We start from the raw sequence: 19,027 nt of genomic DNA on the forward strand, positions 1-19,027 counted from the left end.
CGACTTTCGTGAAGCGGGCAGGGGGCAGCTCTCAAGCGTACCCCGAGGCTCGGCCACCCCCACCCACATGATCATTCCAGTCCGGACCGCATCGCGGGGGCGGAGGCCTTCGCCCAGATATCCGGAAGCTCCCTTTCGCTCCGCTCGGCCAGGGCCTCCTCGCGGGCGTAGAGCACGCCCCAGGTGAAGGCCGACTCCCCCGCCCCCGCCGCCTGGACGGCGAGGCCGCGCAGGGCGTCGCGGGCGACGACGCTGTCCTGGTGGTCACCGAGCAGGGTCTGGACCTTCTTCACGGCTTTGGCCAGGTGTTTCGCGGGTTTCCCGAGGGCCGGTACGGCTGCCTCCGCCGCGTAGCGGGAACGCTTGGCCGCCTTGCGGGCCTCGTGCAGGGCCAGGTCCCGCTCATGGCCCGGCGCAAGGGTCAGTGCCGTGTCGATCCGGTCCGCGAGGCGCTTGTAGTCGTGGAGCACCGCCTTCGGCAGGATGCGTTCGGCCTGCCCGTCCGCGGCTTTCAGCAGCGGGGGCCTCTCCAGCAGGGCGTCGAGGGAGTCCAGAAGGGCCAGGTGGCGCGCGCTGTCGAGCGCGCCGAGCGACCGGCGCCGCGCATCCGAGCGGCGGGCGGCATTCCAGATCTTCAGCCGGGCCCGGACGGGGCCGAGCAGCAGGGTGCGCGGCAGCTCGCCGAGGTGGCCCTGGATCCGCTCCAGCAGGACCTCCCGGTCGCGGTCGACACCGAGTTCGGCGGCGAGCCAGCGCAGTTCCTCACCGATCGGGTCGGTGACGCCGCGGTCCAGGACCTTGCGGTAGGTCTTGAAGGCGCTGCGCAGCCTGCGGCAGGCGACCCGCATCTGGTGGACGGAGTCCGGCAGGTTGCGCCGCACGGCCGGATCCTGCGCGACCAGGGCGTCACGTTGTTCGCGCAGGTACGCCAGCACGTGCGCGCCGGCGGAACCCTCGGGGGCGCCGCCCTCGGGCCGGACCGGGGGCTCGGCATCGGTCTCGGCGAGGGCCCGGGCGAGCTTCGAGGGGGCGTCGGAGACGCGGAGCCCGGCCTTGCGGAAGGTCTTCTCGACGGCGTCGAGCAGTTCGGGGTCGACGCCGTCGGCGAGTTCGACCTCGACCTCGGTCCAGGCGGCGGTGGTGTCGCCCCGCTCCGCCAGTACCTCGTCGGTGCTCAGTTCCGCGAGCAGGGCCCCTTCGGCGTCGAGCAGGTGGCTGACGCGGCGCGAGGAGACCAGCCTGACCTGCGGCCGGAGCCCGGCGCCGCGTACGCGGGAGCGGACGAGGGCGGCGAGGGAGGGCGGGACGGTGTCGCTGAGCGAGGCCCCGATCTCGTCGCGCACTCCCGGGGAGACGGGCAGTTTGAGGTGCCAGCCCTCGTCCGTGCCGCCCGTTCTGCGCCGGAGGGTGAGGCCGTCGGCGGCGAGCCGCTGGTCGGGGGTGTCGTAGTACACGGCGTCGAGGTCGACGGTGCCCTGGTCGGAGACGGCCGCGATGGCAGCCGTGCCCGTCAGGTCCGGCACCCCGCGCCGGGCAGATGTGGCCTTGGAGAACTCGAATTTTCGCTCGATTTCGCGCTTGGTGTCCGCCATAGACCGAACTTAGTCCTGAACGGATCAGGTCGGCAGGGTGAACGGCACATCAGGCCGACAATGGCCGTTGCACCTTGATCGACTGGAGTAGCCCGATCGCCACCCAGACCGCGAACATCGACGAGCCTCCGTACGAGACGAACGGCAGTGGCAGCCCGGCGACCGGCATGATCCCGAGGGTCATGCCGATGTTCTCGAAGGACTGGAAGGCGAACCAGGCGATGATCCCGGCGCACACGATCGTCCCGTACAGCTCGGTGGTCTCCCGGGCGATCATGCAGGCCCGCCACAGGATGACGCCGAGCAGGAGCAGGATCAGCCCGGCCCCGAGGAAGCCCAGCTCCTCACCCGCCACCGTGAAGACGAAGTCGGTCTGCTGCTCGGGCACGAACTGGCCGGTGGTCTGCGAGCCCTTGAAGAGACCGGATCCGGTCAGCCCGCCGGAGCCGATCGCGATGCGCGCCTGATTGGTGTTGTAGCCGACGCCGGCCGGGTCGAGCTCGGGGTTGGCGAAGGCCGCGAAGCGGTTGATCTGGTACTCGTCGAGGACGCCGAGCTGCCAGATCAGGATGGCGCCGCTCGCGCCCGCCCCCATCAGGCCCAGCACCCAGCGGTTGGAGGCACCGGAGGCCAGCAGCACCCCGAGCACGATGACGATCATGACCATCACGGAGCCGAGGTCGGGCATCAGCATGACGATGCCCATCGGGGCGGCCGCCAGGCAGAGCGCCTTGACGACCGTGCGGTGGTCCGGGTGGGCGAGATCGCCCGCGTCCACCCGGGTGGCCAGCAGCATCGCCATCACCAGGATGATCGTGATCTTCACGAACTCGGACGGCTGGAGGGAGAACCCGCCGCCGATGACGATCCACGCGTGGGCGCCGTTGATGGTCGCGCCGAGCGGGGTCAGCACGGCCAGGATCAGCACGAGGGACAGTCCGTAGAGGACCGGCACCGCGCCGCGCAGGGTGCGGTGGCCGAGCCAGACGGTGCCGATCATCAGGACGAGGCCGATGCCGGTGTTCAGGGCGTGCCGGGCCAGGAAGTAGTACGGGTCGCCCTGGTTCAGCGAGGTCCTGTTGCGGGTCGCCGACCACACCAGCAGGGCGCCGAGGAAGGAGAGGGCGATCGCGGAGAGGAGGATCGGCCAGTCGAGCCGGCGCACCACCGAGTCGCGGGCGGTGAGTTTGGCCATCGCCCCGCGCTCGGGCGCGTACCGGGAGACGGAGAACTTGTTGGCGGTCGGCATGTCGTATTCGATCCTCAGTCGTGCCGTGTCGGGGGTGGCCCGGCGAGCACCGGCGGCTCCAGCTGCTCCGGGGACGGCGGTACGTACGGGCGGATCTCGGGGGAGTCGATGGAACCGTCCGGGTTGACCCTGGGCAGTCCGGCCTGCGGGCCCGGCAGCAGGGCCCCCTTCGGGCTCGGCTTCCCGTCCATGGTCAGACCGTAGATGGCGTTGTAGAGGTTGCGAACGGCGGGGCCGGAGGCTCCGGAGCCGGTGCCGCCCTGGGAGATCGTCATGACGATCGTGAAGTCCTTGGTGTAGGTCGCCAGCCAGGACGTGGTCTGCTTGCCGTAGACCTGTGCAGTGCCGGTCTTGGCGTGCATCGGGATCTTGTCCATCGGCCAGCCACCGAACCGCCAGGCGGCGGTGCCGCCGGGCTCGACGACCGAGCGCAGGCCCGTGTCGAGGTCGCTGATGGTCTTGGCGCCGATCGGCAGCCTGCCGTGGGACTGGGGCTTGATCATCTCGACGTGCTTGCCGTCCGGGCTGATCACGGCCTTGCCCACGGTGGGGTTGTAGAGGGTGCCCCCGTTGCTGATGGCGGAGTACGCGGTGGCCATCTGGATGGGGGTGACGAGGACGTCACCCTGCCCGATGGCGAAGTTGATGCTGTCGTAGGCCTTCAGCTGGTTGCCCTCGAGGCAGCTCTCGTAGGCGATCTGCTCGACGTAGGTGCCGCCCCGCTTGCCCTGCTTGCACCAGGCGTTCTTGTTGGCCTTCCAGAAGTTCTGCTTCCACTTCCGGTCGGGGATGCGGCCGGTGACCTCGTTCGGCAGGTCGATCCCGGTCTCGGAGCCCAGTCCGAACTCCCGGGCGGTCCGGTAGAACCAGTCGTGTGCGTCCTTCTTGGGGCTGAGGCCGCCGTCGCGCTGCCACTCCTTGTGGCCCAGGGCGTAGAACACGGTGTTGCAGGAGAACTTGAGGGCGTCGCCGAGGGTGATGGGGCCGTGTCCCTTGGACTCGAAGTTCGCGAAGCTGCGGCCGCCGAGGCTGTAGGAGCTGCTGCAGTTGTACTTGTCGTCGAACTTGTAGCCGGCCCGGACGGCCGCGCTCGCGGAGACCACCTTGAAGATGGAGCCCGCGGGGGCCATGCCCTGGATGCCCCGGTTGAGCAGCGGGTAGTTGGAGCTCTTGCTGGTGAGCCTGGCGTAGTCCTTGCCGGAGATGCCGCCGACCCAGGCGTTGGGGTCGTAGTCGGGCTGGGAGGCCATCGCGACGATGCGGCCGGTCTTGGCCTCCATGACGACGACGGCGCCCGAGTCGGCCTCGTACTTGCGGCCGGTGATGTTGTCGGTCTCGTTGCGGACGACCTTCATCGCGTCCTGGAGCTCGTACTCGGCGACGGCCTGGACCCGGGCGTCGATGCTGGTGACGAGGGTGGATCCGGCGATGCCCGGGTCGGACTTGGTCTGGCCCATGACCCGGCCGAGGTTGTCGACCTCGTACGAGGTGACTTCCGCCTTGCCGCGCAACTGCCGGTCGTAGGTGCGCTCGATCCCGGAGCGGCCGACCTGGTCGGACCGCAGGTGCGGAGAATCGGTGTCCTTGGCCTTCTGGATCTCCTCGTCGGTGACCGGCGAGAGGTAGCCGAGCACCTGCGAGGTGCGGGCCCCGCCGGGGGCCGGGTAGCGGCGGACCGCGGTGGGCTCCGCCGTGATGCCGGGGAACTCCTCCGGGCGTTCGCGCAGCTGCAGCGCCTGCTGCGTGGTGGCTTCGAGGGTGACCGGGATCGGCTGGTAGGGGGAACCGTTCCAGCAGGGCTTGGGGGTCTGGGAGTCGCAGAGCCGGACCTTGTCCATGACCTCTTTGGGGTCCATGTCCAGGACGTCGGCGAGGCGGGTCATGACGCCCTTGCCCTTGTCCTTCATCTTCATCAGCGCGGTGCGGCTGGCGGAGACGACGAGGCGGGTCTCGTTGTCGGCGAGCGCGACCCCGCGGGCGTCGATGATCGAGCCGCGCACGGCGGGCTGGACGACCCGCTGGACGTGGTTGCTCTTCGCCTCGTGGTAGTACTCCGCGCCGTTGCGGATCTGGAGGAACCAGAGTCGGCCGCCGAGGGTGATCAGCATCGAGAAGACGAGGACCTGCATGATGACGAGCCTGATGTGCACCCGGGAGGTGCGGGCGGTCTCCGGGACGTTGGTCACGTCTGCTCCTGCCTCACAGCTTCTTGACGCTCTTCACACCCTTGGCCGGCTTGATGCCCTTTATGCGGACCGCCTTGTTGGCGCGGGACCGCGCGGTCTTCAGGCGCAGGCCGCCGCGCTGGCTGCCGATGCGCAGGCCCGTACCGCCGGCCAGCCAGCCGGCGGAGACGTCGGCCGCCTTGTTGGCGGGGCCGCCGCCGGCCTCGACGGCCATCGGGTCGTTCTCGGCGCGCCGGGCCAGGGCCATGATGAACGGCACGGTGAACGGCGCGAGCAGCAGGTCGTAGAGGGTCGCGGTGAACAGCAGCCCGGTCAGGCCCACGTGACGCGCCGCGGTGTCGCCGACGAGGGCGCCCACCCCCGCGTAGAGCAGGGTGGAGCCGATCGCGGCGGCGACGACGGTGAGCATCGGGCCCCAGGCGGAACGGAACCGGCCGCCGTCGGGACGGACCAGTCCGGCGACGTAGCCGATGACGCACAGGACGAGCGCGTACCGTCCGGCGGCGTGGTCGGCGGGCGGGGCCAGGTCGGCGAGGAGACCGGCGGCGAACCCGATGAGCGCACCACTGACGTGCCCGTACACGAGTGCGAGCGAGACGACGGTGAGCAGCAGCAGGTCGGGCACGGCGCCGGGCAGTTGGAGCCGGCCCAGGACGGTCACCTGGATGACGAGGGCGACCACGATCAGGGTCGCCGAGAGCAGGATCCTGTTGAAGCGCATGACGATCTTCCCTACTCGTCGGCCGGCTTGCCGGGCACACTGGCGGACCCGGACGGGGTGACCGTGACAGTGACCGTCGGGGTGGGCTTGGGGGCCTCGGGCTTGGGCGGCAGGACCGCGTCACGCGGGTCCTCGCGCGGCGGCATCACCACGACGCCGACGATGTCCAGGCGCGAGAACCCGACGAACGGACGCACCCAGACGGTGCGGGTCAGGTCGCCGCGGGAGGGGTCGACCTTGACCACCTCGCCGATCGGCACCCCGGGCACGAACGGCTTGTTGCCGCGCGAGCCGAAGGTGACGAGCCGGTCGCCGGGGTTGACCTTGGCCTTGCCGTTGAGCATCTGGACGGAGAGGGCGCGGTCGCCCTGACCGGTGGCGAAGCCCAGTTCACCGGTCTTCTCCAGGCGGGTGCCGACGGTGAAGTCGGGGTCGTTGGCGAGGACGACCGTGGCGGTGTCGGGGCCGACCGTGCTGACCCGGCCGACGAGCCCGTCGCCGTTGAGGACCGTCATGTCGCGCTCGATGCCGTCCTTGCTGCCGGCGTCGATGGTGACGGTCCAGGAGAAGCCCTGGGCCGCTCCTATCGCGATGACCTCGGCGCCCTTGATGCCGTACTGCCCGGCGCCGGCCCGCTTGAGCATCTCGTCGAGCTCGTGGATGCGGCTGCGGGTCTGGTCCTCGCTGCCCAGCTTGGCCTTCAGCGCCGCGTTCTCACGCTCCAGGACGGCGATGCGGTTGTGGCGCTCGCCGGAGTCCCTTACCGCCCCTATGGCGTTGGCGACCGGATCGACCGCGGTCGCCACACCTTCCTCGACCGGACCGAAGACCGCTGCGGCGGCCTGCCGGGCACCGTCGACCGGCGACTCCTCGCCTGCCCTGATGTCCACCGTGATCAACGCGAACGCGATGGCGATCAGAAGCACCAGGAGCAGCCGGCTTTCTCGTGTGTCCCTCACGTGCGGCGGCCGTGCCTTCCTCGTCGGAATTCTCTTTTGCCTGTATATCAACGATCCGCCGCACGGGCCCGGTAGCACCCGTACGGCGGATCCTTGTGTTCCGCATGGCCCCTCCCGGCAAGGGAGGGGCATCTGTCAGCGACGGGGCTGGGCGTCCAGGACCTGCTGGAGGGCCTCGAACTCCTCGACACACTTGCCGGAGCCGAGCGCGACCGAGTCGAGCGGGTCCTCCGCGATGTGGATCGGCATGCCGGTCTCCCGGCGCAGCCGCTCGTCGAGGCCGCGGAGCAGGGCGCCGCCACCGGTCAGGACGATGCCGCGGTCCATGATGTCGCCGGAGAGCTCCGGCGGGCACTTGTCGAGCGTGGTCTTGACCGCGTCGACGATGGCGTTGACCGGCTCCTCGATGGCCTTGCGCACCTCGGCGGCCGAGATGACGACCGTCTTGGGCAGGCCCGAGACCAGGTCGCGACCGCGGATCTCGGTGTGCTCGTCCTTGTCGAGGTCGTACGCCGACCCGATGGTGATCTTGATCTGCTCGGCCGTGCGCTCACCGAGGAGGAGCGAGTACTCCTTCTTGATGTGCTGGATGATCGCATTGTCGAGCTCGTCACCGGCCACCCGGATGGACTGTGCCGTGACGATTCCGCCGAGGGAGATGACGGCGACCTCCGTGGTGCCGCCGCCGATGTCCACGACCATGTTGCCGGTGGCCTCGTGGACGGGCAGGCCCGAGCCGATGGCGGCGGCCATGGGCTCTTCGATGATGTGCACCTGGCGGGCGCCGGCCTGCGTGGACGCCTCGATGACGGCGCGTCGCTCGACTCCGGTGATGCCGGAGGGAACGCAGACGACCACGCGCGGTCGAGCCAGGTAGCGGCGCTTGTGGATCTTGAGGATGAAGTACCGGAGCATACGCTCGGTGATCTCGAAGTCGGCGATCACGCCGTCCTTGAGGGGCCGTACGGCGACGATGTTGCCGGGCGTGCGCCCGATCATCTTCTTCGCCTCGGAGCCGACCGCCAGGATGCCACCGGTGTTCGTGTTGATGGCGACCACGGACGGCTCGTTCAGGACGATCCCCCGGCCCCTCACGTACACCAGCGTGTTGGCGGTCCCGAGGTCGATCGCCATGTCACGGCCGATGAACGACATTTTGTTCCCCTTGTTCCCCATGAGGAGCGTCTGGCCTTCCAGTTGATAGCGGCTGCTGTCAGGTCGGCGAGTGGGTGTGTGGGTGGAGGCCCCATCGTAGTGCCGCAAGTACGAAGACCGCGCGACGGGACTCCGGCAATCCCGCCGGAATGGATACCCGCCCCCTCAGTGGTGACGACGTGTCCTGCCCAGGCGTTCCCGCTCCGGCCCGGAAATACCGGGGGGCGACCGAAATTACTTCGGTCGCCCCAGGTCATGAGCGCTATTCGGCTGATGTTGCGTCAGGAAAGAGTGCTCAGAGCGCGGGGAAGAACAGCTTCAGCTCACGCTCGGCGGACTCTTCCGAGTCCGAGGCGTGGATCAGGTTCTCACGCGTGATCGTGCCGAAATCACCCCGGATGGAGCCGGGTGCCGCGGCAATCGGGTCAGTGGGTCCGGCCAGCTGGCGGACACCCTCGATGACGCGCTCCCCCTCGACGACCAGGGCGACGATCGGACCGCTCGCCATGAAGCCCATGAGGGGCTCGTAGAACGGCTTGCCCTTGTGCTCGCCGTAGTGCGCCTCCAGGGTCTCCTGGTCCAGCGTACGCAGCTCCAGTGCGGGGATCGTCCAGCCGGCCTTCCGCTCGATGCGGCCGATGATCTCGCCGACCAGACCGCGACGGACGGCGTCGGGCTTGAGCAGGACGAGGGTGCGCTGGGTCATGTTGCGGCTCCTTGCGGCAAACGGGTGCGGTAGGGCGAATCTACAGGGCCGATCAGGGGACCCGTCACGCAGCGTCAGGCGCCGCGGGCGCCCCCTGCGCCTCCTGGGCGGCCGCCCAGCGCGCCTTGATCGTGTCGATCTTGCGTCCGTAGTGCACGGAGCACCACCACAGTCCGGCGAACACCGCGCCGAGGAAGAACATCGTCGGCACGACGAACCCGCTGAGGACCAGGCCGATCTGCAGGGCCCAGCCCAGCTGGACCGCCCCGGGACGCGACAGCATCCCGCACAGCAGCACCGACAGCAGCATGGTGACCCCGCACACCGTCCAGACCGCGGTCTGGGTCAGGTCGGGGTCCTTCATCGCCACCAGCCCCGCGAAGCCGATCACGAAGAACTCGCCGATCAGCGTGCTCGCACACAGCGTGCGCATCCCTCAGCCCCTCTTCAGCAGCAGGCGGGCCTCGCCCACCGTGATCACGGAACCGGTCACCAAAACCCCGGCCCCTCCGTACTCGGCCTCTTCCTCCGCCAGGGTGATCGCCGCCTCCAGGGCGTCGTCCAGCCGCGGCTCCACCTGCACCCGGTCCGCGCCGAAGACCTCGACCGCGACGGCCGCCAGCTCGTCCGCGCCCATCGCCCGGTGGCTGGAGTTCTCCGTCAGCACCACCTCCGCGAAGATCGGCTCGAAGGCCTCCAGCACTCCGCGGACGTCCTTGCCCTCGCTCGCGGCGACGACCCCGATCAGCCGGCTGAAGCCGAAGGACTCGGTGACCGCCTCCGCGGTGGCCGCGGCGCCGGCCGGGTTGTGGGCCGCGTCCAGGACCACGGTCGGACTGCGCCGGACGACCTCCATGCGGCCGGGCGAGGCCACCGAGGCGAAGGCCTTTCGTACGGTCTCCAGGTCCAGGACCCGGGCGTGCTCCTGGCCGATGCCGAAGAAGGCCTCCACGGCGGCCAGGGCGACCGCCGCGTTGTGGGCCATGTGCGCGCCGTACAGCGGCAGGAAGATGTCGTCGTACTCGCCGCCCACGCCGCGCAGCGTCAGCTGCTGGCCGCCGACCGCGACCTCGCGCGAGACGACGCCGAACTCCATGCCCTCACGGGCCACGGTCGCGTCCACCTCGACGGCCTTCTTCAGCAGCACCTGCGCCGCGTCCACCGGCTGCTGGGCCAGGATCACGGTGGCGTCCTGCTTGATGACGCCGCCCTTCTCCACGGCGATCTCACCGGGCGTGGAGCCGAGCCGGTCGGTGTGGTCCAGGCTGATGGGGGTGACCACGGCGACGGACGCGTCGATGACGTTGGTCGCGTCCCAGCTGCCGCCCATGCCCACCTCGACCACGGCCACGTCCACCGGGGCGTCCGCGAAGGCCGCGTAGGCCATCCCGGTGAGCACCTCGAAGAACGAGAGCCGGAACTCCTCGGCGGCGTCGACCATTTCCACGTACGGCTTGATGTCGTGGTACGTCTCGACGAACCGCTCGGCGGTGATCGGCGCCCCGTCGAGGCTGATCCGCTCGGTGATCGACTGCACGTGCGGGCTGGTGTAGCGGCCGGTGCGCAGCTCGAAGGCGTTCAGCAGGGCCTCGATCATGCGGGCCGTGCTCGTCTTGCCGTTGGTGCCGGTGATGTGGATGGACGGGTACGCGCGCTGCGGCTCGCCCAGGACGTCCATCAGCGCCGCGATCCGCGACACCGAGGGCTCCAGCTTGGTCTCGCCCCAGCGGGTGGCGAGCTCCTGCTCCACCTCCAGCAGCACCTTGGCGACCTCCGGGTCGACGGGCCGGGCGGGTACCGGGTCGCCCTGCGGCGATCCGGCCCGGGCGCGCAGGGTGCGGCTACCGGCCTCGATCACCGCCAGGTCGGGGTCGCGGTCGGACTCTTCCGCCACGATCTGGTCGAACTCGTCGAAGGTACCGGCGAGGTCGTCGTTGTCGTCGCGGTCGTGGCTCTCGGGCTGCTGGTCACTCACAGGGCCAGTCTACGGACGGGGACCCCCGGGACTTTCGGCCCGGCCGTTTCGGGACCTCCGGCGGCCGGAGCGACCGGATCGTTATGCAAGCCTTGCGGCAGGAGATAGGGGACTAAATGCCGCAGGCCAGCAGCAACAAGACAGCATCCAGCCGCGACATAGGGATCGACCTGGGCACCGCCAACACCCTCGTCTACGCACGGGGGCAGGGGATCGTCCTCAATGAGCCGTCCGTGGTCGCCGTGAGGGCGGGCACCACCACCGCCCTGGCCGTCGGCGCGGACGCCAAGGAGACCATCGGCCGCACCCCGGGCTCCATCACCGCGATCCGCCCCCTCAAGGGCGGCGTGATCTGCGACTACGAGGCCGCCGAGGAGATGATCCGGCACTTCGTCCGCAAGGCGGTCCCGGGCCGGCGCCCCCGCACCCGGATGGTGATCTGCGTGCCCTCCGGGGTCACCCCGGTCGAGCGGCGGGCCATCGTCCAGGCGTCCACCCGGGCCGGCGCCCGGGCCGTGCACCTCATCGAGGAGCCGATGGCGGCGGCGATCGGCGCCGGGCTGCCCGTGGCCGAACCCCGCGGCTCCATGGTCGTGGACATCGGCGGCGGCACCTCCGAGGTCGCCGTCATCTCCCTGGGCGGCATCGTCACGTCCCGGTCTTTGCGGGTCGGCGGGGACCGGCTCGACGCGGCGGTCATGGACCACGTACGCAAGGAACACGGGCTGCTCGTCGGCGAGCGCACCGCCGAGGACGTCAAGCTCGGCATCGGCTCGGCCTGGCCGGTGCCGGACCGTCCGGAGCTGGAGACCCGTACCTTCACCGTGCGGGGCCGCGAGAAGGTCGGCGGCATGCCCAAGACCCTCCTGCTGACCGCCCCGGACGTCCGGGGCGCGCTCGACGAACCGATCGAGGCGATCATCGCGGCCGTACGCACCACCCTGGAGGAGTGCCCGCCGGAGCTGGCCGGCGACGTGATGGAGCACGGCATCGTGCTGACCGGCGGCGGGGCGCTGCTGCCCGGCCTGGACCTGCGGATGGCCTCGGCGACCGGCATCCCGGTCTTCGTCGCGGACGACCCGCTCGGCTGCGTCGCGCTGGGCACCGGCCGGTGCGTGGAGGAACTGGACACCCTGGGCGGTCTGCCGGCTCCGGCAAAGGCCTAGACGGCCCAGGGCCGGGTCAGCCGCGCGGAAGGGTGGCCACGACCTCGTACGTGTCGCGGGTGCGCGTCGTCGTCAGGGTTCCGCCCAGGCTGCGGACGCGCTCGGACATGCTCGCGGTGCCCGAGCCCGCCGAGACGGGGGCCCGGCCCGGGGTCCGGGCCGGCAGGGCATTGCTGACGGCGATCCGCAGCCGCGGGCCGTCCGCCGTGATCGACACGTCGATGGTCTCGCCGTGCGCGTGCTTGGCCGCGTTGGTCAGGCACTCCTGAACCACCCGGTAGACCGCCGCCTGCCGCAGCGGCGACAGGGCGTGCGCGTCCTCGTCCATGGCGAGCCGGACGGGCGATCCGGCCCGCCCGCTCTCCTGCGCGAGCGCGGCCAGCCCGTCCACGCCCGGGGTCGAGGCCCGCTCCCCGCGCTGCACGATGATCTCGTTGAGCACCAGATGGGCCCGGCGCGCGGTGTCGGCCAGCTCCTCGAAGTCCGGCCCGTACGCCGTTTCGCGCGCCCGCATCGAGAGCACCTCGGAGCGGACCGTGAGCAGGGTCAGCTCCCGCCCGACGAAGTCGTGGACGTCACGGGCGACGGAGGTGCGCTCCTGCTGGACGGCCTGGAGCACGGCGGACTCGGCCCGCCGCGCGGTCAGCTCCCCCACCAGGTCGTGCCGGTAGGCGGCGATGCCCACCGCCGAGGCGAGCACCCCGATCGGCACGACCAGACTGAGGAAGCCGCTCAGGGTCTGCCCCTGCGGCTCGGGCCAGCCCGGCAGGACGAACATCACCAGCGCGAAGGCGACGTACCCGAGCGTGGCGAGGATTCCGGCCCGGCGCCCCCGGTAGCGGCCGACCGAGTAGAGGGCGAACTGGATCAGGGTCAGCTCGTGCAGCCACCAGATGAAGAGCAGTGCGGCCAGGTACGAGATCCAGGGCTGCCGGCGGCGCACCAGCAGGCTCGCGCAGCCCAGGGCGAGGACGACGGCGGCGGTGGGACCGCTCAGCGAGTTGTCGGCGGCGGCGAGGCCCGGCAGGTCGAGGGCCATCAGGCCGAGGCAGCCCAGCGCGGTGAGCACGTCCACGGCCCGGGGAGACCCGGCCCAGCCCGCGGCGAGCCGACGGCCGGAGGCCACCAGCCGGTCGAAGGCCGGGACGACGGGCGTGACGCGCATGCACTCCATCATCCGTGGTCGGCGTCCCGGTTCGGACGGCCCCAGAACGGAAAACGGCGTGATTTCGGGCACTTCGGACAGGCCGGGTCCCTGCCCCGCCGCCCCCGCCGATCCGAGCGGGACAGGCGACCGCCCGCCGGGACGCCGGCCCCCGCACGGGGAAGGCATACGGGGAATGCCCCCGCGTCGACCGACGGCGCGGGGGCCTTCACCTGTGCGTACCTACGGGGCGCTACCGGGTGCTACGCGGCCGGCAGGCCCGCCAGCTGCGCCTGGAGCCGGGCGATGTCCGCCTCGGCCTTGGTCAGCCGTCCCTTGATCTTGTCCACGACGTTGTCGGGGGCCTTGGCCAGGAAGGCCTCGTTGCCCAGCTTCGCCTCGGCCTGCGCCTTCTCCTTCTCGGCGGCGCCGAGGTCCTTGGTCAGGCGCTTGCGCTCGGCCTCGACGTCGATGGTGCCCGACAGGTCGAGGGCGACCGTGGCTCCGGCGACCGGGAGGGTCGCGGAGGCGCTGAAGGCGTCGCCCTCCGGCTGGAGGCGCAGCACCTGGCGGATGGCCGCCTCGTGCGCGCCGAGCGCCGTACCGGACAGGTCGAGGCGGGCCGGCACCTTCTGCTTGTCGTCGAGGCCCTGCTCCTTGCGGAAGCGGCGGACCTCACGGACGAGGTTCTGGACGTTGCCGATCTCGGTCTCGGCGGCCTCGTCACGGAAGCCGCTGTCCTTCGGCCAGTCGGCGATGACGAGGGACTCGCCGCCGGTCAGCGTGGTCCACAGCGTCTCGGTGACGAAGGGGACGACCGGGTGGAGCAGCCGCAGCATGACGTCGATGACCTCGCCGAGGACGCGGCCGGAGACCTGGGCCTGCTCGCCGCCCGCGAAGAAGGTCGTCTTCGACAGCTCGACGTACCAGTCGAAGACCTCGTCCCACGCGAAGTGGTAGAGCGCCTCGCTGAGCTTCGAGAACTGGAAGTCCTCGTAGTACGCGTCGACCTGCGCGACCGTCTTGTTCAGCCGGGACAGGATCCAGCGGTCGGTGGCCGACAGCTGCTCGACCGGCGGCAGCTCGCCCTCGATCGTGGCGCCGTTCATCAGCGCGAAGCGCGTGGCGTTCCAGATCTTGTTGGCGAACTTGCTGGACGCCTGGACCCAGTCCTCGCCGATCGGGACGTCGGTGCCGGGGTTGGCGCCCTTGGCCAGGGTGAAGCGGACGGCGTCGGAGCCGTACTTGTCCATCCAGTCCAGCGGGTCGACGACGTTGCCGAAGGACTTCGACATCTTCTTGCCGCGCTCGTCGCGGACCAGGCCGGTCAGCGCGATCGTCTTGAAGGGGACCTCGCCGTCCATGGCGTACAGGCCGAACATCATCATCCGGGCGACCCAGAAGAAGATGATGTCGTGGCCGGTGACCAGGACGTCGGTGGAGTAGAACTTCGCCAGGTCCGGGGTCTTCTCCGGCCAGCCGAGCGTGGAGAACGGCCACAGGCCGGAGGAGAACCAGGTGTCGAGGACGTCGGTGTCCTGGGTCCAGCCCTCGCCCGTCGGCGCCTCGTCGTCGGGGCCGAGGCAGACGACCTCGCCGTCCGGGCCGTACCAGACCGGGATCCGGTGGCCCCACCACAGCTGACGCGAGATGCACCAGTCGTTGAGGTTGTCGACCCAGTCGAAGTAGCGCTTCTCCATCTCCTGCGGGTGGATCGCGACACGGCCGTCGCGGACCGCATCACCGGCGGCCTTGGCGAGGGTCTCGACCTTGACCCACCACTGGAGGGACAGGCGGGGCTCGACGGTGGTGCTGCAGCGCGAGCAGTGGCCGACGGAGTGCAGGTACGGACGCTTCTCCGCGACGATGCGACCCTGCTCGCGCAGGGCGCCGACGACCGCGGAACGGGCCTCGAAGCGGTCCTGGCCGAGGAAGGGGCCGTGGACGGTGATGACACCGTGCTCGTCCATGATCGTCATGTTGGGCAGGTTGTGCCGCTGCCCGATGGCGAAGTCGTTCGGGTCGTGGGCGGGCGTCACCTTGACGCAGCCGGTACCGAACTCGGGGTCGACGTGGGTGTCCGCGACGACCGGGATCGAACGGTCGGTCAGCGGGAGCTTGATGAGCTTGCCGACCAGGTGCTTGTAGCGCTCGTCGTCCGGGTGGACGGCGACGGCCGTGTCGCCGAGCATCGTCTCGGCGCGGGTCGTCGCGACGACCAGGCTGTCCTCGCCCTCGCCGTACCTGATGGAGACGAGCTCGCCCGCGTCCTCCTGGTACTCCACCTCGATGTCGGAGATGGCCGTCAGACAGCGGGGGCACCAGTTGATGATGCGCTCGGCCCGGTAGATCAGGCCGTCGTCGAAGAGCTTCTTGAAGATGGTCTGGACGGCCTTGGACAGGCCCTCGTCCATGGTGAAGCGCTCACGGGACCAGTCGACGCCGTCGCCGAGGCGGCGCATCTGGCCGAGGATCTTGCCGCCGTACTCTTCCTTCCACTGCCAGACCCGCTCGACGAACTCCTCGCGGCCCAGGTCGTGGCGGGACTTGCCCTCCTCGGCGAGCTGCTGCTCGACCTTGTTCTGGGTGGCGATACCGGCGTGGTCCATGCCGGGCAGCCACAGCGACTCGTAGCCCTGCATCCGCTTGCGGCGGGTGAGGGCGTCCATGAGCGTGTGCTGGAAGGCATGGCCCAGGTGCAGCGAGCCGGTGACGTTCGGCGGCGGGATGACGATCGTGTACGGGGGCTTCTCGCTCGCAGGGTCGGCGGTGAAGTAGCCACGCTCTACCCAGCTCTCGTAGAGCTTCCCCTCTACGGCCGCCGGGGCGTACGCGGTCGGCAGTTCGGAGTCGGGGCTGCTGGGTGTCTGCGTGTTCTCGGTCACGGGGCACAGTTTAGAGCGGTAACAGTCCAGTCATGAAACCGGTATTCCCGGGGCCCGGCGCCCTGCCCGCCCCAGGCTTCCGTCAGGATGTGAGAAACGTATAAGCAACCTCATTGGGGGACGCGGGATGAGCTACAACCAGCCAGGGCCCTACGGGCAGCAGCCTCAGCAGCCGGGACCGTACGGGCAGCAGCCCCCGCCGCCGGGACCGTACGGCCAGTCCGCCCCCCAGCCCAACCCGTACGGCCAGCCCGGCCAGCCCGGCCAGCCCGCGGCCCCGCAGCCGGGCTACGGCTACCCGCAGCAGCCGGGCGTCACCCCGCAGGGATACCCGCAGCAGCCGCCGACTCCGGCCTACGGCTACCCGCAGCAGCAGCCCCCCTACGGCGGCCAGCCCCCGAAGAAGTCCAAGGCCGGCGTGATCATCGGCGTGGTCGTCGCGGTCGCGGTGATCGCGGGCGGCGGCTGGTACCTCCTGGGCGGCGGCGCGGGCGGAAACATCTCCGCCGACACCAAGGGCTACAAGCTGGTGGCCCCGGAGTCGGTGGACGACTTCAAGAAGGACCCGAAGTACAAGGACAAGCCCTTCACCGATGAGGACAAGAAGGAAGCCGAGGCGGCCGGCGTCAAGAACGCGACCCAGGTGGGGATGACGTACGTGGCTGGCGACCCGAAGAACCCGCTGACGGCCAAGGGCCTCAACTTCTCCGGCGTCTACGGCGAGGTCGCCGACCCGGAGAAGGCGGTGGACGGGTACTTCGCCAAGGCCAGGTTGGAGGCCGCCAAGGACGGCAAGTCCGATGTGCAGCTCCTCGGCAGCCCCAAGACGATGTCCCCGGCCAACTTCAAGGGCGCCGTGATGAAGTGCCAGGACATCAAGTTCACTTCGAAGGACACGAGCACCAAGGGGCCCAAGGAGGCCACGCTCCCCTTCTGCGTCTGGGGTGACTACAGCACCCTGAGCATGGTCAGCGCCTCGGACGTGGCGTCCATCCTGGCCGGCAAGCCCGGCTACACCCAGGAGCAGACCGCCGAGCTCGCCGCGAAGCTCTACAACACCGCCCGCGTCAAGAAGTAACCGCGCGGCACATGCAGAAGGGGCGCCCCCGGTCGGGGGCGCCCCTTCTGCATGTGCTCTACGGCCGGTCGGCTAGGCCGACTTCTCGTGCGGGCCCTGGTCCTTCGGGACGATGCGCGGGACCAGCGTCGGGTTGACGTTGGAGCGGACCACGTCCGAGGTGATGACCACGCGGGCCACGTCCTTGCGGGACGGGACCTCGTACATCACCGACATCAGGACCTCTTCCATGATGGCGCGCAGGCCGCGCGCGCCCGTCTGGCGGAGGATGGCCTGGTCCGCGATGGCCTCCAGCGCCTCGCGCTCGAACTCCAGCTCCACGCCGTCGAGTTCGAACAGCCGCTGGTACTGCTTCACCAGCGCGTTGCGCGGCTCGATGAGGATCTGGAGCAGGGCCTCGCGGTCCAGGTTGTGGACGGAGGTCAGCACGGGGAGGCGGCCGATGAACTCGGGGATCATCCCGAACTTCACCAGGTCCTCCGGCATGACCTCCTGGAACTGGTCGCTGGCCTCGATCTCGCGCTTCGAGCGGATCGTCGCCCCGAAGCCGATGCCCTTGGCTCCGGCACGCGACTCGATGATCTTCTCCAGGCCGGCGAAGGCGCCGCCCACGATGAAGAGCACGTTCGTCGTGTCGATCTGGATGAATTCCTGGTGCGGGTGCTTCCGGCCGCCCTGCGGCGGTACGGAGGCGGTCGTGCCCTCCAGGATCTTCAGCAGGGCCTGCTGCACGCCCTCGCCGCTCACGTCGCGCGTGATCGACGGGTTCTCGCTCTTGCGGGCCACCTTGTCGATCTCGTCGATGTAGATGATCCCGGTCTCGGCCTTCTTGACGTCGTAGTCGGCGGCCTGGATCAGCTTCAGGAGGATGTTCTCGACGTCCTCACCGACGTACCCGGCCTCCGTCAGCGCCGTCGCGTCGGCGATGGCGAACGGAACGTTCAGCATGCGGGCGAGGGTCTGCGCGAGCAGCGTCTTGCCGGAGCCCGTGGGGCCCAGCAGCAGGATGTTGGACTTCGCGAGCTCGATCGCGTCGTCCCGGCCCTGCGCGCCGCCGTTCTCGCCGGCCTGAACCCGCTTGTAGTGGTTGTAGACCGCTACCGAGAGCGCCTTCTTCGCCGGCTCCTGGCCGACGACGTAGCTCTCCAGGAACTCGTAGATCTCACGGGGCTTGGGGAGTTCCTCCCACCGGACCTCGGAGGTCTCCGCGAGCTCCTCTTCGATGATCTCGTTGCAGAGGTCGATGCACTCGTCGCAGATGTACACACCGGGTCCTGCGATGAGCTTCTTCACCTGCTTCTGGCTCTTTCCGCAGAACGAGCACTTGAGCAGATCGCCGCCGTCACCGATGCGTGCCACGAGGTGCTTCCCCTTCGCCTGGGAGACGCCTGGTTCAGCGCTCCTGGTGCCTCATATCCGACGGTACCTTGCCGGGGGCCCCGTGCGGGGCCCCCTTGACGTGGTTCACATCTCCGAGTCCGGAGACGTGCTCACGCCAACTGGTGGCAAGGATCAGGCCTTGCTGCTCTTACGGGTGGAGACGATCTGGTCGATCAGCCCGTACGCGAGAGCGTCCTCGGCCGTGAGGATCTTGTCGCGCTCGATGTCGTCGCGGATCTTCTCGATCGGCGTCGTCGAGTGCTTGGCCAGCATGGTCTCCAGCTGGTCACGCATGCGCAGGATCTCGTTGGCCGCGATCTCCAGGTCGGAGAGCTGCTCGCGGCCGGTGCCACCGGAGGGCTGGTGGATCAGCACACGGGCGTTCGGCAGGGCCATGCGCTTGCCGGGGGTACCGGCGGCGAGCAGGACCGCGGCGGCGGAGGCCGCCTGGCCCATGCAGACCGTCTGGATGTCCGGCTTCACGAACTGCATCGTGTCGTAGATCGCCGTCAGCGCGGTGAAGGAGCCACCGGGGCTGTTGATGTAGATGGAGATGTCGCGGTCCGGGTCCATCGACTCCAGGCACAGCAGCTGCGCCATGACGTCGTTGGCGGACGCGTCGTCGATCTGCACGCCGAGGAAGATCACGCGCTCCTCGAAGAGCTTCGCGTACGGGTCGTACTCGCGCACGCCCTGCGAGGTGCGCTCGACGAAGCGCGGGATGACGTAGCGGTTGTCCACCTGCGGGCCGGTGTAGAGGCCGTTGGCGCTGGCGGAGAAGTTGTTCTGCATCTGGGTGTTCACCATCCTGGTGGCGTTCTGCGGGCTTTC

General features: G+C 69.8%; 15 protein-coding genes. 2 read left to right on the forward strand and 13 right to left on the reverse strand.

Annotated elements, in window-relative coordinates:
- Positions 1-71 precede the first annotated feature (71 nt).
- The 9 genes from IE257_RS03250 to folC form a co-directional block, all read right to left on the reverse strand.
- Complete coding sequence (locus IE257_RS03250) at positions 72-1,592, reverse strand: CYTH and CHAD domain-containing protein (protein WP_189964327.1); 1,521 nt, start codon at positions 1,590-1,592, stop codon at positions 72-74.
- Positions 1,593-1,641: 49 nt separating this feature from the next.
- Entirely contained in the window at positions 1,642-2,841 is a 1,200-nt protein-coding gene (rodA, locus tag IE257_RS03255) for a rod shape-determining protein RodA (RefSeq protein ID WP_189964330.1), read from the reverse strand.
- Positions 2,842-2,855: 14 nt separating this feature from the next.
- Positions 2,856-5,027, reverse strand: a complete 2,172-nt coding sequence (gene mrdA / locus IE257_RS03260) for a penicillin-binding protein 2 (protein ID WP_189964333.1) — start codon at positions 5,025-5,027, stop codon at positions 2,856-2,858.
- Between the two features lie 13 nt (positions 5,028-5,040).
- Complete coding sequence (mreD, locus tag IE257_RS03265; RefSeq protein WP_189964336.1) at positions 5,041-5,748, reverse strand: rod shape-determining protein MreD; 708 nt, start codon at positions 5,746-5,748, stop codon at positions 5,041-5,043.
- Positions 5,749-5,759: 11 nt separating this feature from the next.
- Complete coding sequence (gene mreC / locus IE257_RS03270; RefSeq protein ID WP_189964339.1) at positions 5,760-6,707, reverse strand: rod shape-determining protein MreC; 948 nt, start codon at positions 6,705-6,707, stop codon at positions 5,760-5,762.
- Between the two features lie 135 nt (positions 6,708-6,842).
- Entirely contained in the window at positions 6,843-7,862 is a 1,020-nt protein-coding gene (locus IE257_RS03275; RefSeq protein ID WP_008738981.1) for a rod shape-determining protein, read from the reverse strand.
- A gap of 295 nt (positions 7,863-8,157) precedes the next feature.
- Positions 8,158-8,568 carry a nucleoside-diphosphate kinase gene (gene ndk / locus IE257_RS03280; RefSeq protein WP_030008577.1) on the reverse strand — a complete coding sequence of 137 codons (411 nt, stop codon included), beginning with the start codon at positions 8,566-8,568 and terminating at the stop codon, positions 8,158-8,160.
- 64 nt (positions 8,569-8,632) lie between these two features.
- On the reverse strand, positions 8,633-9,001 hold the full coding sequence (locus IE257_RS03285) for a DUF4233 domain-containing protein (protein ID WP_189964342.1): 369 nt from the start codon (positions 8,999-9,001) through the stop codon (positions 8,633-8,635).
- A 3-nt stretch (positions 9,002-9,004) separates the two neighbouring features.
- Positions 9,005-10,543, reverse strand: coding sequence for a bifunctional tetrahydrofolate synthase/dihydrofolate synthase (folC, locus tag IE257_RS03290; RefSeq protein ID WP_372453174.1), 1,539 nt, complete (start codon positions 10,541-10,543; stop codon positions 9,005-9,007).
- A 116-nt stretch (positions 10,544-10,659) separates the two neighbouring features.
- Between folC and IE257_RS03295 the strand changes: the two genes are divergently transcribed.
- Positions 10,660-11,709 carry a rod shape-determining protein gene (locus IE257_RS03295; RefSeq protein WP_189964345.1) on the forward strand — a complete coding sequence of 350 codons (1,050 nt, stop codon included), beginning with the start codon at positions 10,660-10,662 and terminating at the stop codon, positions 11,707-11,709.
- Positions 11,710-11,725: 16 nt separating this feature from the next.
- On the opposite strand, the gene IE257_RS03300 is transcribed toward IE257_RS03295, so the two are convergent.
- Entirely contained in the window at positions 11,726-12,874 is a 1,149-nt protein-coding gene (locus IE257_RS03300) for a sensor histidine kinase (protein ID WP_229920078.1), read from the reverse strand.
- Positions 12,875-13,116: 242 nt separating this feature from the next.
- A complete protein-coding gene (locus IE257_RS03305; RefSeq protein WP_189964360.1) occupies positions 13,117-15,738 on the reverse strand; it encodes a valine--tRNA ligase in 2,622 nt (873 codons plus the stop codon).
- Positions 15,739-15,865: 127 nt separating this feature from the next.
- Here IE257_RS03305 and IE257_RS03310 point away from each other — a divergent pair, with 127 nt between their 5' ends.
- Positions 15,866-16,816, forward strand: a complete 951-nt coding sequence (locus IE257_RS03310; RefSeq protein ID WP_189964364.1) for a hypothetical protein — start codon at positions 15,866-15,868, stop codon at positions 16,814-16,816.
- 72 nt (positions 16,817-16,888) lie between these two features.
- Here IE257_RS03310 and clpX read toward each other — a convergent pair whose 3' ends face one another.
- On the reverse strand, positions 16,889-18,175 hold the full coding sequence (gene clpX, locus IE257_RS03315) for an ATP-dependent Clp protease ATP-binding subunit ClpX (protein ID WP_189964367.1): 1,287 nt from the start codon (positions 18,173-18,175) through the stop codon (positions 16,889-16,891).
- A 153-nt stretch (positions 18,176-18,328) separates the two neighbouring features.
- Positions 18,329-19,003: an ATP-dependent Clp protease proteolytic subunit gene (locus IE257_RS03320; RefSeq protein ID WP_281064147.1), complete on the reverse strand. Its 675-nt coding sequence runs from the start codon at positions 19,001-19,003 to the stop codon at positions 18,329-18,331.
- Positions 19,004-19,027 lie beyond the last annotated feature (24 nt).

Origin of the sequence: Streptomyces avidinii (assembly GCF_014650695.1) — a bacterium.
GTDB classification, from domain to species: domain Bacteria; phylum Actinomycetota; class Actinomycetes; order Streptomycetales; family Streptomycetaceae; genus Streptomyces; species Streptomyces avidinii.